A 25,645-nucleotide genomic window follows, 5' to 3' on the forward strand; every position below is an offset into this window, starting at 1 on the left:
CGCACACGGCGGACGCCGCGGGTGTGAGCGGTCAGGCCAGGCGGTGCACGCCCGCCTCGGAGCCTGCCGGCGGGATCAGGGCCAGGCCGCGGTGGCCGATCGCGGAGGCCAGGTGGCCGGTGCCGCGGCCGGCGGTGGCCACCCACCGCCCGGTGCCGTCCGGTTCCACCGGCAGCACGCGCCAGCGGCCGGGCAGGCGTAACTGCTCCGAGGACACCAGGTCGAGGACCTCCGGTGCGCGCGGCGAGCGTGCCAGCAGCGCATCGATGATCGCCGGCGCCAGCACCGCGGTTCCGGCGACCGCGGCCAGCGGATTACCGCCGAGCCCGAGAAGCACTGTGCCGCTGGGCATTCGAGCGACCAGCAGGGAACCGCCGGGGCGCAGTCGGATCCCGTCCACCAGCAGTTCGGCCGCGGAGGCCGCCAGTGCGCTCCGCAGATGGTCGGCGACCCCGTGGCCCGTCGCGCCGATCACGACGATCAGCTCGGCGGGGGCGGCCAGCGCGGCGCGGAAGGCCTCGACCGAGTCGGCGAGGTGCCCGCCGTCGCTCACCGCGAGGCCGTGCTCGCGCAGCAGCGCGGTGACCGGACCGGACGCGGAGTCGGCGATGGTGCCGACCGGCAGCGGCCCGGATCCGGAAGCGGCAGAGGCGATCTCGTCGCCGGAGGTGTGCAGGCGGGCGCGGACGGGGCCGCGCACGAGCAGCTCGGCGACGCGGGCCGCGCGGGCCACCGATCGCACCGCCGCGTCGACGTCGATTCCGGCGGGGGCCAGGGTGGCCCCGGCCGGCCAGGCGCTGCCGGTCCGCCGGGTGTCGTCGCGGCCCGCGGAGGTCTCGGTGAGCAGGTCGCCGTCGCGGGCGGTCTCCTCGTGGCGCAGCGCACGGGTCGCACCGTCCGGGAGGGCGGCGCCGGTGGCGATCGGGGCGGCCTGGCCGGGGGCCAGCGGCGGGGTATCGGTGTGGCCGGCGGCGCGCGGCGCGTCGATCAGGCGCCAGGGGCCGTCGCCGGCCACCGCGAAACCGTCCATGGCGGAGGCATCGAACGGGGGGAAGGGCTCGGCGGCGATCAGCGGTGCGGCCAGCACTGCTCCGGCGGCGGCGTCGGCGCTGCGCAGCGTCGCGGGCAGCGGCGCCAGGGCGTCGCGGACGATCGCGCGGGCGGCGACGGGGTCGGGGCCGATCCCGGCGCGACGGCGGGCCTGCGCCAGGTCGTCGGCGGTGTCGACGTCCGCGGTGCCGGACAGGGCCAGGAAGGCGGCGCCGTCGGGCAACAGACTTCGCACGGAGGCGCTCGGACCTGCGGTGCGGGCGGCGGCGAGGGCCCGAGCGGTCCACGCGCCCACCAGGTATTGGGGGTGGCCGGTCTCGTCGGCGGCGAAGGCCGCGGGTGCGCCGTCCTCGTGCAGGGCTCGCAGCAGGCGCGCGATCTGCTCGGCGGTCACCTCCGGCAGATCGCTGGCCAACACCACGACGGGCGCGTCGGTGCGGCCCGCGGACTCCAGCGCGGCCAGGCCCGCGGCGATGGCCGCCGCCGGTCCGGCATACGGGGGATGTTCGCGGGCGGCCAAGACCTGCGGCGGGAGGCGACGCTCCGGCCCGACCACCACCACGGTGTGTGCGTCGGCGACGGCGTCGAGCGCGATGTCGAGCAGTCTGCGGCCGCCGACGGACGCGGCCGGCTTGTCCGCTCCGGACAGCCGCCGGGCCCGTCCGCCGGCAAGCACGATCGCGTCGAAACCGGTCGAGGTCATGTCTGCACCCTATCGGCGGAAGCGGCGCCGATTCAGTAGACGTCGCGGACGTACCGCTTCTCGGCGCCGAGCGCGGTGACGAAGGCGTCTGCGGCCGAGGGCGCCAGGCGCCCCTGTTCGGCGACGATCCGGCGCAGCGCGGCGTCCACGTCGCGGGCCATGTGCGTCGCGTCGCCGCAGACGTAGAGGTGCGCGCCGCGCCGCAACCACGACCACACCTGCGCGGCGTGGGCCAGCAGCACGTCCTGGACGTAGACCTTCGCGGCCTGGTCGCGGGAGAAGGCGGTGTCCAGGCGGGTCAGCAGACCGGAGTCGAGGAAGCCGGTCAGCTCGTCGCGGTAGTAGAAGTCGGTCGCGTGGTGCTGCTCGCCGAACAGCAGCCAGTTCTCGCCGGTCGCGCCGGTCGCGGCCCGGTGGTGCAGGAAGCCCCGGAACGGGGCCACGCCGGTGCCCGGGCCGATCATGATCATCGGTGCCTGGAGGTCCTCGGGCGGCGCGAAGCTGCGGTTGGGGGCGATGAAGATTCCGTACTCGGCCGAATCGGGGCCCGGATCGCCCGCGGCGAGGTACGACGAGCAGACGCCGGCCCGTCGGCCGTGCACGCCGTCGAATCCGACCACCGAGACGGTCACCTCCACGCGGCCCGGGTCCACCGCCGGACTCGAGGAGATCGAGTACAGGCGCGGCGCCAGCCTGCGCAGCACCGCGAGCCAGTCGGCGACCGAGGCGGTGATCGGATGGTCGCCGAGCAGATCGAGCGCCTGCCGGTTCCACGACCACTCGGCGAGCCGGGCCGGGTTCTCGATCAGCTCGGTGAGTTCGGCGGCGTGGTGGCGCGCGTCGATCAGGCGTAGCAGATCCCCGGTGATGCGGGTGATGTCGTAGTGCTCGGTGAGGGCCCGGGTCAGCGGCATCGAGACGCCGTCGACTTCGACGGGGGTGTCGCCGTCGAGACCGGTCGCGGTGAGCCACTGCGTCACCGCCGCGCTGCTGTTGCGCGGCCACACGCCCAAGGCATCGCCCGGCTCGTAGGTGAGCGTGTCGGCGGGCAGCTCGAAAGCGAAGCGCCGCACCTGCTTCGCCGATCCCGGCGCGGAGAGAAGATCGTTGGCCACCAGTCGGGCGCGCAGGGGACGGGTACGCGAATACGTCGCGTCCGCGACGGCCGCCGACGCCGGGGCGGCGGCCAGCTGGTCCGCGGTCGCCCCGAGCACCCCGCGGACCTCGGTCAGCCAGCGGTCGGCCGGTGCGGCGGAGTCGGGCTCGCACGAGGCCCGCGGCGCCAGTGGCCGCGCCCGCAGGTACCGCAGGCGTCCGTCGAGCTTGCGGGCGAAGCCGCAGAAGTCGGCGTACGACGAGTCGCCGAAGCCCAGCACCGAGTACCGCAGGTCGGCGACCTCCTCGGAGGTGGCGGTGCCCAACGCATCCCAGAGTGCGAGGGCGCCGTCGGGCGCGTCGCCGTCGCCGGTGGTGGCCACCACGAACAGCACGTCGCCCCACAGGTCGTCGAGGCCGACACGGTCGGCCTCGGCCAGCAGCACCTGCCTGCCGTCGGCGCGCACGAGCTGCGCGCACCGCTCGGCGTAGGCCTGCGCGGTGCCGGTCTGCGAGGCCCACACCACCAGCACCCGATCGGCGCCCAGGATCTCGGCCGGATCGGGAAGTGCCGGGGCCTCGGCGTCGCCCGTGACCGGGGCCGGAGTGACCGGGGCCGCCGTGATCGAGACCGCGCACAGTTTGAATTCCGGCTGCAGCGAGTCGGCGTCGACGGCGTCGCTGGTGACGGCGTTGACCGCCTGCAGTTCCCCGCTCCAGTGCATCGGCACGAAGCACAGGCCGGGGGTGATGGCCGCGCCGACCTTGGCGGGCAGCCGTACCCGCCCGCGGCGGGAGACGACGTCCACCGGGGCACCGTCGACGATGCCCGCGGCCGCCGCGTCCTCGGGATGGAGCTGGACGTAGGGCTCCGGGTTGAGCTTCTCCAACCGGGGGACCCGCGCGGTCTTGGTGCGCGTGTGCCACTGGTGCGCGAGCCGCCCGGTGGTCAGCAGCAGCGGATAGGTCTCGTTCGGGGCCTCGCCGGCCGGCAGGAAGGGGCGCGCCAGGAAGCGGGCTCGTCTCGAGGCGGTGGGGAAGACCGGGTGCGCGGCGCCGTCGTCGGTGGCGTGCAGGTAGCGGATCGGGTTGCGGTCGGCGCTTCCTGGGGCGGCCGGCCATTGCACCGGACCGGCGCTCAGCCGGGCGTGGCTCACCCCGCGTACGTCCCACCCGGTGCGCGGGTTGGCGAACGCGGCCAGTTCGTCGAAGACCGCTGCTGCGTCGGGGAAGTCGAAGGCCTCGCCGAAACCCATGGCGGCGGCGACGCCGGCGATGAGCTGCCAGTCCGGTCGGGCCTGGCCGGGTGGGGGTACCGCGGGCGCGCACAGGCTCAGGGAGCGTTCGGAGTTCACCATCACGCCCGCGGCCTCGGTCCACAGCGCCGCCGGGAGCACCGCATCGGCGTAGGCCGCGGTCTCCACGTCGGTGTACACGTCCTGCACCACCACGAATTCGGCCTGCTGGAGGGCGCGGATCACGACGTCACGGTTGGCCACCGACACCACCGGGTTGGTGCAGATGATCCAGACGGCCTTCACGGTGCCGTCGGCCAGTCGCTCGAACAGGTCGATGGTGCCGCCGCCGGAAGCGTCCGGGATCGTCCCGTCCGGCAGTCCCCACAGCGCCTCGGCCTCGGCGCGGTCGCGGGCGTCCAGTGCCGAGCGCTGCCCCGGCAGTCCCGGCCCCAGGTAACCCATCTCGCGGCCGCCCATCGCGTTGGGCTGGCCGGTGAGGGAGAAGGGGCCGCTGCCGGTGCGGCAGATGGCCCCGGTGGCCAGGTGCAGGTTGCAGAGCACATTGGTGTGCCAGGTGCCGCGCACCGACTGGTTCAGGCCCATCGTCCACAGGCTGGTCCACTCGTCGGCCTCGGCGATCATCGTCGCGGCCCGCCGCAGCTCGTCCACCGACAGGCCGGTGTCGGCGGCGACCTTGTCGACCGGATAGTCCTCGAGCATCTCCGCCAGCGCGGGCCAGCCCTCGGTGTGCGCGGCGATGAAGTCGTGGTCGAGGGCGTCGGCGTCGACCAGCAGCCGCAGCAGGCCGTTCAGCAGGGCCAGGTCGGTGCCGGGGCGCACCGCCAGGTGCAGGTCGGCCTTGGCGGCGGTGGCGGTGCGGCGCGGGTCCACCACGATCAGTCGGGCGCCGGCCTTGACCCGATCCATCATGCGCAGGAACAGGATCGGATGGCAGTCGGCCATGTTGGCGCCGATCACCAGGAACAGGTCGGCGTGATCGAGGTCGTCGTAGCTGCCGGGCGGTCCGTCGGCGCCCAGCGACTGCTTGTAGCCGGTGCTCGCACTGGCCATGCACAGGCGGGAGTTCGACTCGATCAGCGGTGTCCGCAGATAGCCCTTGGCCAGCTTGTTCGCCAGGTACTGGGCTTCGATGGACATCTGGCCGGACACGTACAGGGCCACCGCGTCGGGTCCGTGGGCGTCGCGGAGTTCGGTGAAGACGCGGCCCACCCGGGCCAGTTCGTCGTCGACGTCGACCGGGGTCAGCGGCGCGTCGCGGGTGGGGCGGCGCAGCGCCGTCGTCAGGCGTCCGGGGGCGCGCAGCAGGTCGACGGTGGTGGCGCCCTTGGTGCAGAGGCGGCCGCGGTTGGCGGGGTGGTCCGGGGTGCCGGCCGAGCCGGTCACCGCGCCGTCGACGACGGTCAGGCGCAGGCCGCAGCCGACCCCGCAGTACCCGCAGACGGTGTCGACGGTGCGTTCGGGGCTGCTGGTCATGGGACTCAGGCTGTCGCGGCGGTGTTACGCAACGGTCGACGCCGCCGTTACCCGCCGATCACGACGATCTCACCGCGACCGGGCGCCGAGTGTGCGTGCGACACCTGCCGGGCCGGACTGCCGGTGACGGGTGCCACAATGGCCGCCATGAGAGATGCAGTCATCGTAGAAGCGGTACGCACGCCGATCGGCAGACGCAACGGCGCTCTGTCCGGTGTCCATCCGGGCGACCTCACCGCCCATGTCCTCAGGCAGATCGCCGAGCGCACGGAACTGGATCCCGCACTCGTCGACGACGTGGTCTGGGGCTGCGTCAGTCAGGTCGGGGACCAGGCGGGCAGCATCGGCCGGGTGGGTGTGCTCGCGGCCGGGTGGCCCGAATCGGTCCCGGCCACCGTGGTGGATCGCCGCTGCGGTTCGGCGCAGCAGGCCGTGCACTTCGCGGCCGCCGGCGTTGTCGCCGGGCACTACGACATCGCCGTCGCCGGCGGCGTCGAGTCCATGTCCCGGGTGCCGATGGGATCGGCGCGCGGCGACGGGCAGCCGTACCCGCCGTCGGTGCTCGAGCGCTACGGCGTGGACGGCTTCAACCAGGGGCTCGGCGCGGAGGCGATGGCCCGCAAGTGGAATCTGTCGCGGTCTCGGCTCGACGAGTACTCGGCGCGTTCGCACGAGCGCACGGCCGCCGCCATCGATGCGGGCGCCTTCGATGCGCAGCTGGCGCCGATCGCCGGACTCGACAGCGATGAGGGCCTGCGGCGGGGGACCACCGTCGACTCGCTGTCCACGCTCAAGACGCCGTTCGACGCCGACGGCGTGATCACCGCGGGCAACGCCTCGCAGATCTCCGACGGTGCGGCCGGCCTGCTGGTGACCACCAGCGAGATCGCGCTGGCCAACGGGTGGCAGCCGATGGCGCGGGTGCACACCGTGGCGCTCGCCGGCGACGATCCGGTGATGATGCTGACCGCGCCGATCGCGGCGACGGCGAAGGCGTTGCGCCGCTCGGGACTGTCGGTGTCCGACGTCGGGGTCTTCGAAGTGAACGAGGCCTTCGCTCCGGTGCCGCTGGCCTGGCAGGCCGAGATCGGCGCCGCCGACGAGATGCTCAACCCGCTGGGTGGGGCGATCGCGGTGGGCCATCCGCTCGGCGGGTCCGGGGCGATCCTGATGACGCGCATGGTGCATCACATGCGCGACAACGGCATCCGCTACGGCCTGCAGACCATGTGCGAGGCCGGCGGCATGGCCAACGCCACCATCCTGGAGCTGCTCGGATGAGCGCGGCAGGACTGCTCGTCGAACGCGACGGTGACGTCGTCACCTGGACGTTGAATCAGCCGCAGACGCGCAACGCCATCTCCGACGAGGCGGTGATCGACGCCCTCGTCGGGGCGATCGACGCGGTCAATCGGGACCCGAGCGTGCGGGTGGTGATCCTCACCGGGGCAGGCAGCGCCTTCTCCGCGGGCGGCAACGTCAAGGACATGGCGGCCCGCACCGGACTCTTCGGCGGCGGTGCGCACCAGCAGCGGGTGGGCTACCAGCTGGGTATTCAGCGGATCCCGCGCGCGATGGACACGCTGGAAGTGCCGATCATCGCGGCGGTGAACGGGCCGGCGGTCGGCGCCGGCTGCGACCTCGCCATGATGTGCGACTTGCGGATCGCGTCGTCGACCGCGTTCTTCGCGGAGAGCTTCGTCAAGCTCGGAATCATTCCCGGGGACGGCGGAGCCTGGTTCCTGCCGCGCGTGGTGGGTCAGGCCCGGGCCGCGGAGATGGCGTTGACCGGCGATCGCGTCGACGCGGCGACGGCCGTCGAGTGGGGGCTGGTCTCGCGGGTGACCGAACCCGACGAGTTGTTGGCGCAGGCGCGCGAGCTGGCGGCCCGTATCGCCGCGAATCCGCCCGTCGCGGTGCGGATGACCAAGAAGCTGCTGCGCGAGTCCTCGCGGCAGAGCCTGGATCAGTTGCTCGAACTGTCGGCGGCGATGCAGGGCATCGCCCACCAGACGGCCGACCACCACGAGGCGGTCGCGGCCTTCCTGGAGAAGCGGCCCGGCCGCTACACCGGCGCCTGAAACCATGCGGCCGACCGGGCGCGAGTATGAGTTCACTCACGTACGCCCGGTCGGCCGCCAACAGTGCCCCCGGCAGGACTCGAACCTGCGACCTCGGGATTAGAAGGCCCTTGCTCTATCCACCTGAGCTACGGAGGCGGGTAGCCGACAGCGAGGGTCACTATATCGCGACCTAGAGTGGATCTCATGAGTACGACGACCTCGCGGGCGGACGCGGTCCATGATCGCGACAGCATGCGAGATCCGTCCGGCATGCGCCGCCTCCTGATCACCGCGCTGCTGGCGGTGGGTGCGCTGGCCGCCGTCATCGTCACGGCCATCAGCGCGGCGACCGCGTTGAAGCTGACCGGCCTGCCCGATCCGGGGTGGGTGCCCACCTACGGGCTCCCGGTGTTCACCGTGATCGGGCAGTTGCTGGCCGCCGTCGGGTTCGGTAGCGCCATCTTCGCCGCGTTCTTCGTGCCGCCGCAGGCCAGCGGTGAACTGGACGTCGGCGGCTACCGGGCCCTGCGCTGGTCGTCGGCGGCCTTCTTCGGATGGGCCGTGGCCGCGCTGGCGTTGATTCCGCTGTCGGTGGCCAACGCCAGCGGCAATCCGCTGGGAACCACGATCTCCGAGTGCTTCTCGAGCATCGGTCCCGGGAATCTGACCGGTGTCTGCGGGCAGGTCGCCGAGACCCGGTACTGGCTGTGGACGGCCATTTTCGCGATCTTCGCCGCGGTGGTGGCCCGGGCCGCACTGCGCTGGGGCTGGACGATCCTGGTGCTCGGCCTCGGTTTCCTGTCCCTCATGCCGCCCGCGCTGGCCGGTCATTCGTCGGCCGGCGGCAACCACGACCTGGGCGCCAACAGCCTGATCCTGCACATCGTCGCCGCGGCCGCGTGGACCGGCGGCCTGATCGTGGTGCTGGCCTACAGCTTCGGCAACGGCCGCTGGCGCGCCCTGGCGGTGCGCCGATACTCGCGGATGGCCTTCTGGTGCCTGATCGTGGTGGCGGCCAGCGGAGTGATCAACGCCCTGGTGCGAATGACCTTCGCGGAGCTGTTCACCACCACCTACGGGCTGGTGGTGGTTGCCAAGTTCGTGGCGCTGCTGATCGCGGGCGCCTTCGGCGCGGTGCATCGCAAGCGCACCATCGCCGAGCTGGAGGCGACGCAGGATCCGCAGCGTTCCCTGTTCGTCCGGTTGGCCGCGGTGGAGACGGCGGTCTTCGCGGTGGCCTTCGGCCTGGGCTCGGGGCTGTCGCGGACCCCGCCGCCGATCCTGGCGACCGCGGACGTCTCGCCGGTGGAACTGAAGATCGGCTACCGCCTGGACCGTCCGCCGAGCTTCGCCAGCATCGCACTGGACTGGCGCTTCGATCTGATCTTCGGCAGCCTGGCCATCGTCCTGGCGATCGTGTACCTGATCGGTGTGTGGCGCATGCGTCGGCGCGGCGACAAGTGGCCGGTGGGCCGGACGGTCGCCTGGCTGCTGGGCTGCCTGGCGCTGCTGCTGGCCACCTCCTCGGGTCTGGGTCGCTATGCACCCGCGGTGTTCAGCGTGCACATGATGAGCCACATGATCATGTCCATGCTGGTGCCGGTACTGCTGGTGCTCGGTGCGCCGATGACCCTGGCGCTGCGGGCGATCCCGCCGGCCGGACGCGGACAGCCGCCCGGCCCGCGCGAATGGATCCTCACCGGCATTCACAGCAAGTACTCCAAGTTCATCACGCACCCGTTCGTCGCCATCACGGTGTTCGTCGGTAGCTTCTATGTGCTCTACCTGGGCGGCGTCTTCGAGAACATCGTCGACAATCACTCCGCGCACCTGGCGATGAACCTGCACTTCTTGATCTCCGGGTTCCTGTTCTACTGGCTGGTGATCGGTATCGATCCGTCACCGCGTCAGATCACGCCCGTGGCCAAGCTCGGCATCGTGTGGGGCTCGTTGCCCTTCCACGCCTTCTTCGGCGTCGCACTCATGCTGACCACCGCGGTGATCGCCGAGGACTGGTACAAGTCGCTGGTGCTGCCGTGGCAGTACGACCTGAGCTCCGATCAGCAGACCGGCGGCGGCATCGCCTGGGCCACCGGCGAGTTCCCCCTCATGCTGGTGATGATCGCCCTGCTGGTGCAGTGGCAGCGTCAGGACACCCGGCAGGCGAAGAACTTCGATCGCAAGGCCGCCCGCGACGACGACGCGGAACTGGAGAGCTACAACGCCATGCTGGCGCAGATGCACCAGCCGGCCCCGGACGCACCGCAGGACACCGCGGCGGCCGACACCGGTTCCGCCGCCGACGAACCTGTGGAGAAGACGCCGCCGCGCACCTAGCTGCCCACAGCTCCGCGGGCGCGGGGGTTCCCCGCCGCGCCGTCGCCGCTCACGCTGGAGGAGCGAGTCCGTGACCTTCGGGCTCGTCCTCAGCGCAGACAAAGGAGCGAGCGGACATGTTCGAGACGTATGCGACGGTCACCGGACGGGTGATCAGTGAACCGCGGAGCGTGCGCACCAAGGCACACGGCGACCTGGTGACCTTCCGGGTGGCCTGCCACTCGCGCCGGCTCGACCGCGAGTCCGGGCAGTGGACCGACGGGGCGACGCTGTACCTGTCGGTGAAGTGCTGGAACAGGCTGGCCGCCGCGGTGCCGACCGCGGTGCGGCGCGGTGCGCTGATCATCGCGCACGGTGCGCTGTCCACCGACGAGTACGTCGGCAACGACGGCGTCAAACGCGCGTCGCTGGAGATGAAGGCGGTGTCGCTGGGCGTCGACCTGGCGCAACCGGGACCGCAGACGACGGCGCCCCCACCCGAAGGTGAGGGCGCCGCCGAAGAGGATTGGGTGCCGGTGCCGGATCAGGCCCTGACCGGGCGGGGCGAGATCCGGGTGTAAGCGGTGCGGGCGTGAGCCAGCATGGTCCGCCGGTGGTAGGCGAGGTTGTTGCCGACCACGGTGCGGGTGCGCTCGACGAAGGCGTTGGACAGGGTCGCGGCGCGCTGCAGCTGACGGCGGATGAACGAGGTGGCCCGGTGGGCCCACGCGAACTCGGTGGACAGCACGGCCAGACCCAGGAACAGGGTCACCCAGCCGGGGCCGGGGATCGGCAGCGGGATCATCACCAGACCCGCGAGCATCATGACGGTACCGACGACGCCGACGGCCAACCGATAGATCTGATTGAGGACCGGACGCTGTCGAATGACGAAGCGTTGCTTCCGGTGCCAGATCTTCAGTCGCAGTCGCATGCGCGGTCCTCCCGGGGATTGGTGGGTGGGGGCTTTCCCCGATCAAAACTACGGGTTATTCGGGGAGAGTCCAGGGGGCCAGCCGGATTTCCAGACGATTCTCAGGAACCGTGTACCCGACTCGTCGAGGGTGTTTTCGCAGAATGCGGTCGGCGAGACCCGTTCTTGTCGGAGGTCGGGTCTACCATTGCCCTAGAACACCAGAACGAGATGAAGGTGTGCTGACTCGCTTGGGGAGGTGAGTGGCCGTGGTGCAGCGAATCGCTTCGAGGTGGCCCGACGCCGACCTGACCGGTTGCGGTCTTCCCGCTCCCGGCACCGATCTGGCGAACCTGCCTACCGGTGCGGTGGTCGCGGCGATCACCGCGACCAAGAACGGGCCGTGCTTCCTGGAATGGCAGTTGTTCCAGTTCGCGTTGTCGATGCATGCGCGTGTCTGTGCCTCGACGACCGATGTGGTCGCGACCCAGAAGTCGCTGATCGACGCCGAAGCACAGACGACGCTGGAGCTGCAGATGAGTCTGGAGAGCACCGAGTACGCCGCGCGTGTCCTGCTTCTGGACGCGTTCGACGCTCGTGATCGGTTGCCGCGCGTGTACGCGACGATGAGGCTAGGCCTGATCGACCGCGACCGCTTCCATCGGATCGCCCACGAGACCCGCATCGTCTTCGACGAAGCCGTCATGGCCAAGATCGACGCCGTGATCGCCGCCGAGATCCTGGGCGCCCAGCGCGGATACACTTCGATCTCAGTCACTAAGATCGGCGCGCTGGCCCGCCGACATGTCGCTGAGAACGATCCAGATGCCGTGCGCCGCGAACGCGAGGGCGCTAAAGACGCCCGCAGCCTCGGCCACCAGACCCTCGAAGCGGGGATGGCGCAACTGTTTCTCACCGCGACCGCCGAGGACGTGCGCCTCGCGCGGCAGATGCTCGACGCGGTGATCGCCGGCCGCTGCCCAGAAGACCCCCGCACCAAAACTCAAGCGCGCTCCGACGCGGCGATCGCGCTGCTGCAGCGCAAGCCGTTCACGTGCGAGTGCGGCAGCGAGGGCTGCACCGCGGCAATCAGCGACGTCGAACTCGACGCCCGCGCCGCGCGGATCGTCGTGCACGTGCTGTGCGACGCGACCACGCTGGAAGGCGGCGACAAGTGCGGCTACCTCGACGGACACGGGCCGATCTCAGCTGAGCATGTTCGGGAGATCGCCGCCCGCGGTGATGCCGTGATTCACCAGCACCGTCTCGACGACCTGCTGGAACCCAACCCTGCGAGTGCCGCCGGCGCGCAGGAACGTCCCGATGAGGCGGCGTTGCATCGACGAGCACCCCGCTCCGAGACCCCGGACGAGCGCCGGGGCGATGGCTCACGGCCCGAGGCCGGAAACGACGGACAACCGGCCGCCGTCATCGCCAAGACCGCTCTTCCGAGCGATCCGTACCGACCGAATCTGCTCACCGACCTGATCGCGCGCTTCCTCTGGGGCACCTGCTCGATCCCCGGCTGCGAACGAGCGGCCTTCGCGTGCGATCTGGACCATGTGGCCGAGTTCGACAACGTCCGCCCCGACCTCGGCTGGCCGACCTGCGCTGCACGCACCAACTCGCCGGCCGGCATGCGATCGGGACCGCCGGCGGCACCGTCGAAGACGGTCCGCAGCGCGCCCGCACCCGCACGGCGGCCAAGCAAGCCCGGCGTCGCGCCGAACGCAAGGCCAACCATGACCGTCGCCTCGCCGAGCAACCTCGACAGGCCGCGGAACCCGTCACCGCGGCCGACCACGCGGTCCTCGAAGACCGCGACTTCGACGAGCCGCCGTTCTGAGCGAGGTCCACCGGCTCAGGTCGGTGGTTTCGAGTCCGTCGTATTCGCGGCGGGTCCGGATCGGTGCCGGCGCCGACGGCGAGTGCGAGGGTGGGCCCGTATTGGCGATAGAGTCGGTAGGGATCGCGCACGGTGAGACTCCCGGGGCGTGAGCGTGGATCCGCGCCGACCGGTGCGGAACCAGTGAGGCTCACCCCGCGCAATACGGTAACTAGCAGCTAGGAGCATGGCCCATGGCCGAGTTCATTTACACGATGAAGAAGGTGCGCAAGGCGCACGGTGACAAGGTCATCCTGGACGACGTCACCATGTCGTTCTACCCCGGTGCCAAGATCGGCGTGGTGGGTCCGAACGGCGCCGGCAAGTCGTCGATCCTGAAGATCATGGCGGGCCTGGACCAGCCGAGCAACGGTGATGCGTTCCTCGACCCCGAGGCGACCGTCGGCATCCTCCTGCAGGAACCGCCTCTCAACGAAGAGAAGACGGTCAAGGAGAACGTCGAAGAGGGCATGGGCGAGATCGTGGTGAAGCTCGCGCGCTTCAACGAGATCGCCGAGCTCATGGCCACCGACTACTCCGACGAACTCATGGAGGAGATGGGCAAGCTCCAGGAGGATCTGGACAACGCTGACGCCTGGGACCTCGACAGCCAGGTGGAGCAGGCGATGGACGCGCTGCGCTGCCCGCCCGGCGACTCGCCTGTCACCCATCTGTCCGGTGGTGAGCGACGCCGAGTGGCGCTGTGCAAGCTGCTGCTGAGCGCCCCCGACCTGCTGCTGCTCGATGAGCCCACGAACCACCTGGACGCCGAGTCGGTGCTGTGGCTCGAGCAGTTCCTGGCGACCTACCCGGGCGCCGTCCTTGCCGTGACGCACGATCGCTACTTCCTCGATCACGTCGCCCAGTGGATCTGCGAGGTGGACCGCGGCAAGCTGCACCCGTACGAGGGCAACTACTCCACCTACCTGGAGAAGAAGGCCGAGCGCTTGGAGGTCCAGGGCAAGAAGGACCAGAAGCTGCAGAAGCGCCTCAAGGAGGAGCTCGCTTGGGTGCGGTCCGGTGCCAAGGCACGCCAGACCAAGAACAAGGCGCGTCTGGCCCGCTACGACGAGATGGTGATCGAGGCCGAGAAGCACCGCAAGCTCGACTTCGAAGAGATCCAGATTCCCACCCCGCCGCGCCTGGGCTCGGTGGTGGTCGAGGTGAGCAACCTGGACAAGGGCTTCGACGGCCGCGTGCTGATCAAGGACCTGTCCTTCACCCTGCCGCGCAACGGCATCGTCGGTGTCATCGGTCCCAACGGCGTCGGCAAGACGACGCTGTTCAAGACCATCGTCGGGCTCGAAGAGCCGGATTCGGGCATCGTCAAGGTGGGCGAGACGGTCAAGCTCAGCTACGTGGACCAGACCCGCTCCAACATCGATCCCAAGAAGACGGTGTGGGAAGTGGTCTCCGACGGCCTGGACTACATCGAGGTGGGCCAGAACGAGATGCCCTCGCGCGCCTATCTGAGCGCGTTCGGGTTCAAGGGCGGCGATCAGCAGAAGCCCTCGGAGGTCCTCTCCGGCGGTGAGCGCAACCGTCTCAACCTGGCGCTGACCCTGAAAGAGGGCGGCAACCTGATCCTGCTCGATGAGCCGACGAACGACCTGGACGTGGAAACGCTCAGCTCGCTGGAGAACGCGCTCGAGCAGTTCCCCGGCTGCGCCGTGGTGATCTCGCACGACCGCTGGTTCCTGGACCGGACCTGTACCCACATCCTGGCGTGGGAAGGCAACGTCGAAGAGGGCAAGTGGTTCTGGTTCGAGGGCAACTTCGAGGCCTACGAGGAGAACAAGATCGAGCGCCTCGGCGACGACGCCGCGCGTCCGCATCGGGTGACCCACCGGAAGCTCACCCGCGACTGACCCGGCGCCGCGCGCCGATACCCGACGACCCCGCGATTCGCGGGGTCGTCGGCTTCTCTCGTCCGTTCGGAGTCGTACGTTTCACTTGTATGCGTTAGCATTCGGGGTGTTCTAGGGCTTGTATCTGTTTGTGCGGGGTCTGTCAAGGAAGCGACGGTGATCAGTTGCGGCACCACTCCGGCTCGACCCGATCGGCGGAGTCTGCGGCAGGTCTGCCGGCGGCTGTCGTCGACGATTGGCAGTCGCGGATCGGTGCGCTCGATCCGCTGGGTGGGGCCTCCACCCGCTACCTGCGGCGCGTGGGGCGGCAGGGATTGGACGGCTACCTGGAGACGTTCCGCGTCTCCGCGGAACATCCGGACGCCTTCGAAGAGTATCTGTATTGGCGGCCGCTGACCCGCCTGATGACCTTCTCCCTGCTGCGGACCCCGTGCACGACCGCCCGGACTCCGGATCTGGTCAAGGAGTTCCGATCCGACTTCATCCTGGTGGGCACTCAGCAGATGGTCGGCGGCGGCACGGTCTCGTCCGGTACCCGCACGCTCTCCTACAGCCACCCGCGCCATCTGGTCGCCGTGGACAACAATGCGCCGTTCGTGCAGTCCTCCCTCATGGTGGCCGACCTCGCCGGCGTGTGGGTGCCCACCGAACTGCTCGGCCCGCGACCGCTCGGAGGGTGGTCGATGGCGCCGCTGGTCGAGGACTCGCCGCTGGCCCGGGCCACCGCGGCCTTCATCACTCGCTTCGCCAACGACGTGGCAGTGCGCCAGTGCGAGCTGGACCCGGGGGCCGAATTGGCCGTCGCCGAACTGGTGCGCGCGGCCCTGGCACCGCATCGTTCCGACGCCTTCCGCGCGGCCGACAGCGAACTGTACGTCCGGGAGGTCGCCGGGCAACTCATCGAGCAGCACTACCGGGACCCGGACTTCTCCGGCGATGCCATCGCTCAGATGTTGTATCTGAGCCGTCGCCACATGTACCGATTCTTCGCTGACAGCGACGAGACGCCCGCGGTCCTGATCGCTCGGCGGCGTCTGGCCCACGCGCGTGAACTCCTGCTCCGCCAACCGCACATGAATCTGCGCGAAGTGGCCGCGGCCTCCGGGTTCCGGTCGGCGGGGACGCTCTCCAAACGATTCAGTGTCGAGTACGGACTGACCCCCAGTCAGCTCCGGCAGGCGGCACGGGAAGGGGCGCTCAATGGCGATAGTTCGGCCGCCGATTAGCCTGGCGGGTCCGACCGGACTGACCGGCCACCCGGGCTTTCCGACGATCACCGCGGCACCGCCGTCGGACTTTCGGGCGACGGTCCATCGCTACGAATCCGGACCGACCTGGAGTGCCGAACTCACTCGGCTCACGCCCTGCGTGCTGCGACAGGAGGACGCGCGCATCCCGGCCACCCCGGAAGGTGAAGTGGTCAAGGCCGCGGTCGCGGACACCGCATCGCGGCTGCGTCTCGCCGACGGTGCGGTCGAGGTCGATTGTGCGGCAGGACAGCTGGTGTTGTTCTCGCCGTATCGTCGGCTCGACTGGACCTTCACCGAGCCCACCCGACTGGCCGTGCTGTCCATCCCGGCGCGCCTGGTGGATCAGTGCGGAGAGGCCTTCCGGCGCACCGGTGCCACCGTCCTGGACTCGCCCCTCAGCGGGGCCACGGCGGACTTCGTCACGCAGTTCGTGCTGGACACCACCGCCGGTCGACATGGACTGGGGCCCGGCGACGTGCGGGCGGTCATCGAGCTGATCCGCGGGGCGCTCGCACTGCAGGAACAGACCTACGACGAGTACGTGCGCGCCGCGGTTCGCGAGCGCATCGAGCGCGACTTCGCGAACCCGGACCTGTCGGCGTCGGTCTGCGCCGAGGGGCTCGGCATGAGTCGGCGTCAGCTGTACCGCTTCTTCTCCGGGTCCGAGGCGACCGTGGCGGGGCTGATCACCGCGCGCCGCATCGAGCACGTGCGGACCCTGCTGGACGCGCCCGAGTCGATCAGGTTGACCGAGGTGGCCACGGCGTCCGGATTCCGGTCGGTGGGTACACTGCGCCGGCGCTTCGAGGCGGTGGTGGGACAGACCCCCACCGAGTACCGTGCGCGCGTGGTGGCCGAGCGGGGTTCGACCACCCTCACCCCGATTCTGATGACCGGTCCGCGGCGCCCGGCCCTACCGGTGTCCGCCGTCTCGGACTACGTGTGAGCGCCCGCCGGTAACCCGGCGCGGTCGGTGCCCGGGCGACTAGCCTCCCAGACATGGGTGGTTCCGCGATCGACGACAAGCTTCCGATCCCTCCGGCCGCGGCGGAGGTGCGACCGCAGGGGGCCGCGGTGGTCACGACCCGGGTGCACGGCGACGCGAACGTCACGATCGAGGTGGTAGCCGCCGACACCCCGCTCCTGGTGGAGTCGGTGCTGACCGCGGTGGAGGACTTCGGGCTCCAGGTGGCCGGAATCGAGCATCCGATCGTGCCGGTGCGCCGCGATGCGGCGGGACGACTCGTGGCCTACGGCGACGACGCCCGCGGGGCCGAGGACGAATCGTGGATCAGCGTGCGGGCCTTCGCCACCGCCGCACTGGAGGCGGAGACCCTGCGCGCCGCGGTCGCACGTGCGGTGGATCTGCTGGGGGCCCTCGCCCGCGATACGGAGGCGATTCACGCGCAGTTGACCGAGGTGGGGACCGAGTTCGTCGCACCCGACGGGGTGCGTGCGGAGTACCGGGACCTCATCGACTGGATCGGCAGCGGGGCGAACTTTCACGTCGTCGGCTACGCGCGCGGCGACGGCGGGCCCGGACTGGGGGTGTGGTCGGACCCCGGCACCGCCCGGGTACCCGCCCTCGACGGCCTGCCGTCGGAACCGGTGATCGACCGGGGCTATCTGGAGACCGGGGTGCTGCGCACCCGCTATCCGATGATTCTGCGTTTCTCCGACGGGGCCGTGGAGCACCAGTTCCTCGGCACCTTCAGCTCCATCGGCATCTACCAGTCGGTGCGGCAGATACCGGTGGTGCGCGGCAAGGTGGCGGCGGTTCTGCGGGCGCACGGCTTCGACGAGGATTCGTTCAACGGTCTGGCCGCCGTCGAACTGCTGCAGACCTACCCGCTGTTCGCCTTGTTCTCCGGGTCCGTCGAGGAGATCTCCCACCGACTCGATCAACTGCTCGTCGCCACCGTGGACCGCTCGGTCCGGCTGTTCGCCCGGCGCTGCCACGACGGCCGGACCCTCAGCGCGCTGGCCTACCTGCCGCGCGACCGCTACTCCTCGGATGTGCGGGCCGCGATCATCGAGGGGATCGAGGGCGAGGTGGGCGGGTCGAAGCCGGAGTTCGCGACGCGGCTGGCCGACGGCCCGCTCGCACAGCTGCAGGTGATGATGCGGGTGCCGGCCCAGGCCGAACCCGGCGATCTGCGGATCGGATCACCCGCCCACGCGCGGCTGGAGCGGCTACTCACCGCCGCCGCGGCGAGCTGGGAGGACGGGGTGCGGGCCCTGATCGGCCCCGACGCCGCGGTCGGCGAACTCCTTCCGGCGCTGTCGACCCGCTACCGGGAGGAGCGCCCGCCGGCGGCGGCGGCCGTGGACCTGCCCATCGTGGCCGGGCTGGCCGCCGAGGACGTGCACGTGGACCTGCGCACCGGCGGCGATACCCCGTGGACCTTTGTGCTGTACCTGGCCGGACGCGACGCCGCCCTCACCGAGTTGCTGCCGATGTTGGGCAGCCTGGGTCTGACCGTTCTCGACGAGCACCCCTACCTGGTCGATCGCGCCGACGGTGTCGGCGTCCGGATCTACGAGTTCACGGTGGCGCCCGCGCCGCACGTCAGCGTGGCCGATCCGGAGTCCAGTGCGCCCCTGCTCGCCGAAGCCTTCCGGCGCATGTGGTTGGGCCACATCGATGTCGACGAACTCAACGAACTGGTCTTGCGGGCCGGTCTCAGCTGCGCCGCGATCTCCGTGCTCCGCACCTACGTGCGCTATCTGCAGCAGTGCGGCCTGGGCAACAGCGTGGCGCACTTCGCCGAGGTGCTCGGCGAGTACCGGGCGAGCGCACGCGGACTCGTCGACCTGTTCGTCGCCTGGTTCGATCCGGCGATCGAGGCGGCGGCGCGCCCCGAGCGCGTGGCCGTCGCTGAGCGGGCGCTGGACGCCGAACTCGCCGCCATCCTCAGCCTGGACGCCGATCGCGCCATCGGGGCGATCGCGGCGACCATCCGGGCCACGTTGCGCACCAACTACTTTCGCGCCGACGACGCGCAATGCCGCCGAGCCGACGAGGGTTTCGCCCCGACGGTGGCGATCAAGCTCGCCACCGCGCGGCTGGCGCTGGCGCCCCCACCCCGCCCCGCCTTCGAGATCTTTGTGCACTCGCCGCGCGTGGAGGGCGTGCACCTGCGATTCGGTGCCGTCGCCCGCGGCGGCTGCCGGTGGTCCGAGCGGCGCGAGGACTTCCGCACCGAGGTCCTCGGTCTGGTCAAGGCGCAGGCGGTCAAGAACGCCGTCATCGTGCCGGCCGGGGCCAAGGGCGGTTTCGTCGTCCGGCGCGCGCCCGTGCTCACCGGTGACGCGGCCGCCGACCGGGCGGCGCTGCGGGCCGAGGGCATCGCGTGTTACCGCGCATTCGTGGCTGCGCTGATCCAGCTGACCGACAATCGGGTGCACGGGCGGATCCTGCCCCCGCGCGCGGTGGTGCGTCGCGACGACGACGACCCGTACCTGGTGATGGCGGCCGACAAGGGCACCGCGAGCTTCTCGGACATCGCCAACGCGGTGGCCGCCGACTACGATTTCTGGCTCGGTGACGCCTTCGCCTCCGGCGGCTCGGTGGGCTACGACCACAAGGCCATGGGCATCACCGCGCGTGGTGCGTGGGAGGCGGTCAAGCGGCATTTCCGGGAACTGGACGTCGACGTGCAGAGCCAACCGTTCACCGCGGTCGGGATCGGCGACATGAGCGGAGACGTCTTCGGCAACGGCATGCTCGCCTCCCGGTTCACCCGCCTGGTGGCCGCCTTCGACCATCGGCACATCTTCCTCGACCCGGACCCGGAGCCGGTCTCCTCGTATGCCGAGCGGGAGCGGCTGTTCGCGCTGCCCCGGTCGTCGTGGGCCGACTATCGCACGGAGCTGATCAGCGCGGGCGGCGGCGTGTTCCCGCGGGAGGTCAAGTCCGTTCCGATCAGCCCGCACGTGCGCCGAGCGCTCGGGCTGGCGGAGACGGTGACCGCGCTGTCGCCGCCCGAGCTGATCCAGGCGATCCTCCGTGCGCCCGTCGACCTGCTGTTCAACGGCGGGATCGGCACCTATCTGCGGGCCGACGATGAGTCGGACGCGTCGGTGGGCGACAAGGCCAACGACGCGGTCCGGGTGAGCACCGATCAGTTGCGTGTCCGAGTGGTCGGGGAGGGCGGTAACCTGGGTGTGACCGAACGTGGGCGCGTGCAGGCGGACCTGTGCGGGGTGCGGATCAACACCGATGCGCTCGACAACTCGGCCGGCGTGGACTGCTCCGACCACGAGGTCAATATCAAGATCCTCCTCGACGCTCAGATCGCGTCCGGAGCCCTCGACCCCGCCGAGCGGACCGCCTTGCTGGAATCGATGACCGACGATGTCGCGGAGCTGGTGCTGGCCGACAACATCACCCAGAACGCCGAACTGGGGTGCGCGCGCCGCCGCGGCGACGAGGAAGCCGACCTGTACGCGCGGCTGCTGGCCGATCTCTCCGAGCGCGGCGTGGACCTGGCGCTGGAGACCCTCCCGACCCCGGCGGAGTTGATGGCGCGTCGTGAAGCCACCGGACGCGGCCTCACCAGCCCAGAACTGGCCACGGTGATGGCGCACGTCAAGCTGGAGGCCAAGGCCGAGTTGGTGGGCACGACGCTGCTCGACGGCGAGGTCTTCGCGCCCCTGGTGGAGTCCTATTTCCCGCCGCCGCTGCGGGAGCGCTTCGCCGCCGGCATCGCCGAGCACAGCCTGCGGCGGGAGCTGGCCGCCACCATGCTGGTCAATCGGATGGTCGACGACGGCGGCATCACCCACCTGTTCCGGATCACCGAGGCCACGACGGCGACGGTGGCCGAGGCCGCCCGGGCGTCGACCGCCACCGACGAGGTCTTCGGTGTCAGCGCACAGATCGCGCGCCTGCGCGCCGGCGACCTGGACGCCGCCGTGCTCGACGCGATGACCCAGCGGGCTCGCATGCTGCTCTCCCGCGCGTGCCGATGGTTCCTGGAACACCGTCCGCAGCCGCTCGCCATCGCCGCCGAGGTGCGCCGCTATCGCGGTGCGGCCGCGCTGACCGAGCTGATCGATCAGTGGGCCCGGCCCACGATCGCGGCCGACCTGCAACAGGTGGCCGACGCCTACATCGCCGACGGCGCCGATCCGGAGCTGGCCCGCGCGGTGGCCCGCGCCCCGTATCGCCTCCACCTGCTCGACATCGCCGACCTGGCCGAGATCACCGACCGGACCCCCGAAGAAGTCGGCGACCTCGCCTTCGCGGTGCTCGAACACTTCGCGATCGACGAACTGCTGGTGGCCGTCGGCGCACAGGAACGGATCGACCGGTGGCACCTGATGGCCCGGCTGGCGTTGCGTGACGACCTGCACGCGCTGGTCCGGTCCCTCACCTCGGCGATCCTGAGCATGTCCGAGCCGGGGGAGAGCGCCGAGACCAAGATCGCCGACTGGGAGGCCGCGCGCAGCGCCACGCTGGCCCGCGTGCTGGCCACGGTCGAGGAGGTCAAGGACGCGCCCGAACCCGGCATCGCGGGCTTGACGGTAGCGGTGCGTGCACTGCGCAGCGTGGTGTGACCGTAGGCTGGATGCACGAGGGAGGTGGCACCGTGCCGCACGACGATGTCGAGATCGACCGGGACAGAAGGCTTTTCGAGGACAACGGGCACCGCACGCCGGACGGCTACGTGGTTCAGGTGCCGGTGCGCTGGTCGGATATGGACGTCTTCGCCCATATCAATCACGCCCGGATGGTGACTCTGCTGGAGGAGGCGCGCATCCCGTGGCTCTTCTACGACGACAAGCCGACCCACCCGATGCGCAAGGGCTGCCTGGTGGCCGACCTGCACGTGAAGTACCAGGGACAGATCCGGCACGACCAGTCGCCGATCTCGGTGACCATGTTCGTCGAACGGGTCCGCGCGGTCGACTTCACCGTGGGCTACGAGGTGCGTCCGCACGGCGCCGATCCCGACAGCAAGCCATCGGTGGTGGCGAGCACCCAACTGGTCTCGTTCGACATCGACACGCAGCGGCCGCGGCGCATTCCGCCGGCCGAGAAGGAGTACCTGCAGTCGTTCCTGCGTCCGGATTCGGCGGGCCGATGACCGGGGCGGCGCCCGGGTTGACCCTGGCCTCCGCGGCCGACCGGGGCGATGTGGCGGCGTTCGTCGCGCGCGCCGCACGGGTCGACGACTCGGGCGTGCTGCGCCTGCGCCTCCGCGAGGACGGCCTGGTGGGACTGTGGGTGCGCACCGGCTTCGACGTGCTGGCCACGCGCGCGGTGTTCGGAACGGTGGAGCCCTCCGACGTGGTGGCCGACCTCGGTGCGGTCAGCGCCTCGCTGGCCGCGAACGACGACGTCGTCGGCCTCGGTTTCGCGCTCCCGGCCGCCTGGCGCGGCGCGCTGCCCGGCAGCAGCGGCTTCACGCACCTGGACGACATTCCCGCGCGCGAGCTGATCGCGTTGGCGCGCAAGGGAACCCAGGTGGCCCGCGACGAGTCGGGGGCCCTGGGGACCCCGCCGTCACTGCTGGATCAGACGGTGCTGACCGTCAGCGGCGATGCCGACCCCGACGAGCGCGCCGAGGTCACCATGCGGGCCGTCTTCGCGCTGACCTCGATGGGCTTCGTCCGCGACGCGAACGGCCGCGAGATCTCCGAGGACTCACCGCTCACCGCCATCGGCGAGGACGAACCGGTGCGTGTCCGGATGAGCCCGGCGTGGATCCGGGTGGACGCGCGCTACGGATCGGTCTACCAGCGGCGCGCCCGGCTGGGGCTGTCGCCGCTGTAGCCGGCCTTACCCTCAGACCAGCCAGACGGCCGAGTTCGGCGCCAGCATGCCGTCGACGAGGGGGAGACTGACCAGCAGGATCTCACCGTGCGGCAGCGGGACGGGGCGCTCGGTGGCGTTCAGGGCGCAGATCGCCCCGCCCGACCGCCGGAAGGCCAGGCAGCCCTCGGGTGCGCCGTACCACTCCACGTACGGACCGCTGAATTCGGGCCGGTCGTAGCGCAGCTCGATGGCCTGCCGGTACAGCGACAGCGTCGAGTAGACGTCTTCCAGTTGCTGTTCGACGGTGAACCGATCCCAGTCCGCGGGCATCGGCAGCCAGGTGTCCGGGTTCGTGCTGAAACCGAAGGGCGCCTCCCGGCCCTCCCACGGCATCGGCACCCGGCACCCGTCGCGGCCGCGCTCGGTACGCCCGGACCGCTCCCACACCGGGTCGACGAGCACCTCGTCGGGCAGGTCCACGTTCGGCAGGCCGAGCTCGGCGCCGTTGTAGATGAAGACGGTGCCGGGCAGGGCCAGCTCGATCATCGCCATCGCGCGGGCCCGGGCGATACCGATCCCCAGCGCGTTCTCCTCGGCGCGCAGCGCGTCGTCGTCATTGTCGGTCTCCGGGACCTGCGGGGCGTAGCGGGTCACCTCGCGCTCGACGTCGTGATTCGACAGAGTCCAGGTGGGGACGGCCCCCACCGCAGCGACCGCGGTCAGCGATTCGTCGATGGCCTCGCGGATGGCCCTCGGCTCGAAATCGACGGTGGCCAGGCGGAAATTGAAGCCCAGATGGAGCTCGTCCGGGCGCACATACTTGGCGAAATGCTCGTTGCCCTCGACCCACACCTCGCCCACATTGGCCGTGCCCGGGTACTCGTCCATCACCGCGCGGATCCGGCGGTGGATCTCGTGGACGGCCTCGTTGTTGAAGCGCGGATCGTCGTCGGTGTGCTTGAGCACCGTGGCCGGCTCGGTCATGTCCGGCAGCCCGGGGGCCTTGGCCATTCCGTGCGCCACGTCGATGCGGAAGCCGTCGACGCCGCGGTCGAGCCAGAACCGCATGGTGGTCTCCAGGTCGGCCAGCACCTCGGGGTTGTCCCAGTTGAGGTCGGGCTGTTCCGGGGAGAACAGATGCAGGTACCACTCGCCGAGCTCGCCGTCGGCTTCGCGGACCCGGCTCCAAGCCGGACCGCCGAAGACGCTGGTCCAGTTGTTCGGCGGCAACTCGCCGTTCTCGCCGCGCCCGGGGAGGAAGTGGTAGCGGGCGCGTTCGGCGCTGCCGGGGCCCGCGCCGAGGGCGGCGGCGAACCAGGCGTGCTGGTCGCTGGTGTGGTTGGGCACCAGGTCCATCGTCACCTTGATGTCGCGCTCGTGGGCCTCGGCGACCAGGGCGTCGAACTCGGCGAGGGTTCCGAAGATCGGATCGATGTCGCGCGGATCGGAGACGTCGTAGCCGTGGTCGGCCATGGGGGAGCGCATCACCGGGGACAGCCAGATGGCATCGACCCCGAGGAGCTCGAGATAGCCGAGCTTGTCGATCACCCCGGCCAGGTCGCCGATGCCGTCGCCGTCGAGGTCGGAGAACGACCGCGGGTAGATCTGATAGATCACCGCATCGGTCCACCAGTCGGCGGCCGCGGCGGCCGGGCCGCTCTGGGCGCCGGGGAACACCTCGGTGGGAAAATCTGCAGTCACGCGGTAAATCCTGTCACACGGGGCTGTTCATCAGGGACTGCGCGGCCGCGCGCAGATACTCCTGCAAGCGGGCGCGGTGCTCGTCGTCGAGCACGTCCGAGTCGATCGAGGCGACGGCGACGTCCATGCATCGCAGCCACGCGTCCCGCTGGGCGGGGCCGATCGTGTACGGCACGTGCCGCATGCGCAGGCGCGGATGGCCGCGCTCATCGGAGTAGGTGTGCGGGCCGCCCCAGTATTGGATCAGGAACATCCGCAGTCGACGCTCGGCGCCGGCCAGATCCTCCTCGGGGTACATGGGCAGCAGAATCTCGTCCCGGGCCACCTCGGCGTAGAACCTTTCGGTGATCGCTCGGAAGGTCGCCTCGCCGCCGACTTGCTCGTAAAAGGTAGTCACATCGCCCATTGTCCCTCACTCGCCGGAACGGTCTACGACGCGCTGTAGGCCCTCCGCGCACGCGGCGGCCCGGGGTGGGTTAAATTAGACAGCGAAAGACGGTCCGCATCCCGCGGGCTGGGCGCGTCCTGAAGCGGACGCTCGTCGAAAGGCTGACAGTGGAAGACTTTGTCGTACCCGTCGGGTTGACAGTGACCGTGCTGGTTCTCATCGCCGTGGCCGCATGCATCGTGTCGATGCTCTTCTCGTCCGGTGTCAAGCGTCCGCGCATCGCGGAGTACACGCTGGACCAGGAGTGGACGCGTGCGCCGGCATTGTTCAGCGCAACCGAAATCGAACCCATGGCACTGCCTCGTCATTTCGAGCCTGCCGACACCGAGGGAGGGTACGCAAGTGGCAAGTGGTGACATCGTCCAGCAGAGCGCCGGAGTCGTCGACCTGGCTGGTCATACCAACGCCGAGGGGCTTCCGCTCGGCGCGGCCGTGACGGCCAGCGGCCGTATCTCGGCCGCACTGTTCCCGGGGGCGACCTTCGACACCCCGCCGTTCTCGCGCGACGAGCTGATCGCACTCGACGAGGCGCTGCGCGATGCCAGCAACCTCGCCGAGGTGCGTTTCTCGGTGTACATCGGCGAACTCGGTGACGACATCGTCACCGACGCCCGTGCCGTCCTGGCGCAGGCGCCGGAGCCGGCCTACGCCACCCTGATCGCCGTGTCGCCGAACACCCGGCAGGTGGCCGTGGTGTCGGGCGCGGAGGTGGCCGGTCGGGTCAACGACCGTGTCGCCGAGCTCGGCGTGACCGCTGCGGTGTCGGCGTTCCGCGAGAACCAGCTGATCGACGGCCTGGTCTCGGCGCTGCGCGTGATGGCCACCGCCGTCGCTCGCCCGTAGCACCCGCACGCACAG

At 70.5% G+C, this 25,645-nt stretch carries 18 protein-coding genes and 1 tRNA gene; 13 read left to right on the plus strand and 6 right to left on the minus strand.

The window, feature by feature from the left end; translation table 11 throughout:
• Positions 1–31: 31 nt before the first annotated feature.
• Positions 32–1,753 carry an NTP transferase domain-containing protein gene (locus tag ACFFJD_RS09385; protein ID WP_382363427.1) on the minus strand — a complete coding sequence of 574 codons (1,722 nt, stop codon included), beginning with the start codon at positions 1,751–1,753 and terminating at the stop codon, positions 32–34.
• A gap of 32 nt (positions 1,754–1,785) precedes the next feature.
• Positions 1,786–5,580 carry a bifunctional nitrate reductase/sulfite reductase flavoprotein subunit alpha gene (locus ACFFJD_RS09390; RefSeq protein ID WP_382363429.1) on the minus strand — a complete coding sequence of 1,265 codons (3,795 nt, stop codon included), beginning with the start codon at positions 5,578–5,580 and terminating at the stop codon, positions 1,786–1,788.
• Between the two features lie 147 nt (positions 5,581–5,727).
• Here ACFFJD_RS09390 and ACFFJD_RS09395 point away from each other — a divergent pair, with 147 nt between their 5' ends.
• Both ACFFJD_RS09395 and ACFFJD_RS09400 read left to right on the plus strand, forming a co-directional pair.
• Complete coding sequence (locus tag ACFFJD_RS09395) at positions 5,728–6,861, plus strand: thiolase family protein (protein ID WP_382363431.1); 1,134 nt, start codon at positions 5,728–5,730, stop codon at positions 6,859–6,861.
• A complete protein-coding gene (locus tag ACFFJD_RS09400) occupies positions 6,858–7,661 on the plus strand; it encodes a crotonase/enoyl-CoA hydratase family protein (protein ID WP_382363433.1) in 804 nt (267 codons plus the stop codon). The genes ACFFJD_RS09395 and ACFFJD_RS09400 overlap by 4 nt, the downstream gene beginning before the upstream one ends.
• A 64-nt stretch (positions 7,662–7,725) precedes the next feature.
• On the opposite strand, the gene ACFFJD_RS09405 is transcribed toward ACFFJD_RS09400, so the two are convergent.
• A tRNA-Arg gene (locus ACFFJD_RS09405) sits at positions 7,726–7,799 on the minus strand.
• A gap of 48 nt (positions 7,800–7,847) precedes the next feature.
• On the opposite strand from ACFFJD_RS09405, the gene ACFFJD_RS09410 reads away from it, so the two are divergent.
• Positions 7,848–9,980, plus strand: coding sequence for a bifunctional copper resistance protein CopD/cytochrome c oxidase assembly protein (locus ACFFJD_RS09410; RefSeq protein ID WP_382363435.1), 2,133 nt, complete (start codon positions 7,848–7,850; stop codon positions 9,978–9,980).
• A gap of 116 nt (positions 9,981–10,096) precedes the next feature.
• Positions 10,097–10,540, plus strand: coding sequence for a single-stranded DNA-binding protein (locus tag ACFFJD_RS09415; RefSeq protein WP_382363437.1), 444 nt, complete (start codon positions 10,097–10,099; stop codon positions 10,538–10,540).
• Here the strand turns inward: ACFFJD_RS09415 and ACFFJD_RS09420 are convergent.
• Positions 10,504–10,893 (minus strand): TIGR02611 family protein, encoded by a 390-nt coding sequence (locus tag ACFFJD_RS09420; RefSeq protein WP_382363439.1) that lies wholly within the window; start codon positions 10,891–10,893, stop codon positions 10,504–10,506. The two genes, ACFFJD_RS09415 and ACFFJD_RS09420, sit on opposite strands and share 37 nt — an antisense overlap.
• A gap of 248 nt (positions 10,894–11,141) precedes the next feature.
• Here ACFFJD_RS09420 and ACFFJD_RS09425 point away from each other — a divergent pair, with 248 nt between their 5' ends.
• The 7 genes from ACFFJD_RS09425 (at position 11,142) to ACFFJD_RS09455 (ending at position 22,656) form a co-directional block, all read left to right on the plus strand.
• Positions 11,142–12,854, plus strand: coding sequence for a DUF222 domain-containing protein (locus tag ACFFJD_RS09425; protein WP_382363441.1), 1,713 nt, complete (start codon positions 11,142–11,144; stop codon positions 12,852–12,854).
• A 97-nt stretch (positions 12,855–12,951) separates the two neighbouring features.
• Positions 12,952–14,625 (plus strand): energy-dependent translational throttle protein EttA, encoded by a 1,674-nt coding sequence (ettA, locus tag ACFFJD_RS09430; protein WP_382363443.1) that lies wholly within the window; start codon positions 12,952–12,954, stop codon positions 14,623–14,625.
• 164 nt (positions 14,626–14,789) lie between these two features.
• On the plus strand, positions 14,790–15,851 hold the full coding sequence (locus tag ACFFJD_RS09435; protein ID WP_382363445.1) for an AraC family transcriptional regulator: 1,062 nt from the start codon (positions 14,790–14,792) through the stop codon (positions 15,849–15,851).
• Between the two features lie 142 nt (positions 15,852–15,993).
• Positions 15,994–16,821, plus strand: a complete 828-nt coding sequence (locus ACFFJD_RS09440; RefSeq protein WP_382363447.1) for an AraC family transcriptional regulator — start codon at positions 15,994–15,996, stop codon at positions 16,819–16,821.
• A 53-nt stretch (positions 16,822–16,874) separates the two neighbouring features.
• Positions 16,875–21,437 carry an NAD-glutamate dehydrogenase domain-containing protein gene (locus ACFFJD_RS09445; protein ID WP_382363449.1) on the plus strand — a complete coding sequence of 1,521 codons (4,563 nt, stop codon included), beginning with the start codon at positions 16,875–16,877 and terminating at the stop codon, positions 21,435–21,437.
• A gap of 11 nt (positions 21,438–21,448) precedes the next feature.
• Complete coding sequence (locus ACFFJD_RS09450) at positions 21,449–21,967, plus strand: acyl-CoA thioesterase (protein ID WP_382363451.1); 519 nt, start codon at positions 21,449–21,451, stop codon at positions 21,965–21,967.
• Complete coding sequence (locus tag ACFFJD_RS09455; RefSeq protein WP_382363453.1) at positions 21,964–22,656, plus strand: DUF8185 domain-containing protein; 693 nt, start codon at positions 21,964–21,966, stop codon at positions 22,654–22,656. The genes ACFFJD_RS09450 and ACFFJD_RS09455 overlap by 4 nt, the downstream gene beginning before the upstream one ends.
• A gap of 12 nt (positions 22,657–22,668) precedes the next feature.
• Here the strand turns inward: ACFFJD_RS09455 and ACFFJD_RS09460 are convergent, their stop codons facing one another.
• Both ACFFJD_RS09460 and ACFFJD_RS09465 read right to left on the minus strand, forming a co-directional pair.
• Positions 22,669–24,315: a glycoside hydrolase family 13 protein gene (locus ACFFJD_RS09460; RefSeq protein WP_382364450.1), complete on the minus strand. Its 1,647-nt coding sequence runs from the start codon at positions 24,313–24,315 to the stop codon at positions 22,669–22,671.
• 37 nt (positions 24,316–24,352) lie between these two features.
• On the minus strand, positions 24,353–24,745 hold the full coding sequence (locus ACFFJD_RS09465) for a globin (protein WP_382363455.1): 393 nt from the start codon (positions 24,743–24,745) through the stop codon (positions 24,353–24,355).
• Positions 24,746–24,894: 149 nt separating this feature from the next.
• Here ACFFJD_RS09465 and ctaJ point away from each other — a divergent pair, with 149 nt between their 5' ends.
• Together ctaJ and ACFFJD_RS09475 are read left to right on the plus strand one after the other, a co-directional pair.
• Positions 24,895–25,143: an aa3-type cytochrome oxidase subunit CtaJ gene (gene ctaJ / locus ACFFJD_RS09470; RefSeq protein WP_382363457.1), complete on the plus strand. Its 249-nt coding sequence runs from the start codon at positions 24,895–24,897 to the stop codon at positions 25,141–25,143.
• Positions 25,130–25,630, plus strand: coding sequence for a DUF5130 family protein (locus ACFFJD_RS09475; protein ID WP_382363459.1), 501 nt, complete (start codon positions 25,130–25,132; stop codon positions 25,628–25,630). The genes ctaJ and ACFFJD_RS09475 overlap by 14 nt, the downstream gene beginning before the upstream one ends.
• Positions 25,631–25,645 lie beyond the last annotated feature (15 nt).

Origin of the sequence: Gordonia phosphorivorans (genome assembly GCF_042432625.1) — a bacterium.
GTDB lineage: Bacteria > Actinomycetota > Actinomycetes > Mycobacteriales > Mycobacteriaceae > Gordonia > Gordonia phosphorivorans.

What these genes read in the sequence shown, in the direction of transcription:
- ACFFJD_RS09385 (WP_382363427.1), bottom strand. Translation starts at nt 1,753, where the DNA reads ATGACCTCGACCGGTTTCGACGCGATCGTGCTTGCCGGCGGACGGGCC.
- ACFFJD_RS09390 (WP_382363429.1), bottom strand. Translation starts at nt 5,580, where the DNA reads ATGACCAGCAGCCCCGAACGCACCGTCGACACCGTCTGCGGGTACTGC.
- ACFFJD_RS09395 (WP_382363431.1), top strand. Translation starts at nt 5,728, where the DNA reads ATGAGAGATGCAGTCATCGTAGAAGCGGTACGCACGCCGATCGGCAGA.
- ACFFJD_RS09400 (WP_382363433.1), top strand. Translation starts at nt 6,858, where the DNA reads ATGAGCGCGGCAGGACTGCTCGTCGAACGCGACGGTGACGTCGTCACC.
- ACFFJD_RS09410 (WP_382363435.1), top strand. Translation starts at nt 7,848, where the DNA reads ATGAGTACGACGACCTCGCGGGCGGACGCGGTCCATGATCGCGACAGC.
- ACFFJD_RS09415 (WP_382363437.1), top strand. Translation starts at nt 10,097, where the DNA reads ATGTTCGAGACGTATGCGACGGTCACCGGACGGGTGATCAGTGAACCG.
- ACFFJD_RS09420 (WP_382363439.1), bottom strand. Translation starts at nt 10,893, where the DNA reads ATGCGACTGCGACTGAAGATCTGGCACCGGAAGCAACGCTTCGTCATT.
- ettA (WP_382363443.1), top strand. Translation starts at nt 12,952, where the DNA reads ATGGCCGAGTTCATTTACACGATGAAGAAGGTGCGCAAGGCGCACGGT.
- ACFFJD_RS09445 (WP_382363449.1), top strand. Translation starts at nt 16,875, where the DNA reads ATGGGTGGTTCCGCGATCGACGACAAGCTTCCGATCCCTCCGGCCGCG.
- ACFFJD_RS09450 (WP_382363451.1), top strand. Translation starts at nt 21,449, where the DNA reads ATGCACGAGGGAGGTGGCACCGTGCCGCACGACGATGTCGAGATCGAC.
- ACFFJD_RS09455 (WP_382363453.1), top strand. Translation starts at nt 21,964, where the DNA reads ATGACCGGGGCGGCGCCCGGGTTGACCCTGGCCTCCGCGGCCGACCGG.
- ACFFJD_RS09465 (WP_382363455.1), bottom strand. Translation starts at nt 24,745, where the DNA reads ATGGGCGATGTGACTACCTTTTACGAGCAAGTCGGCGGCGAGGCGACC.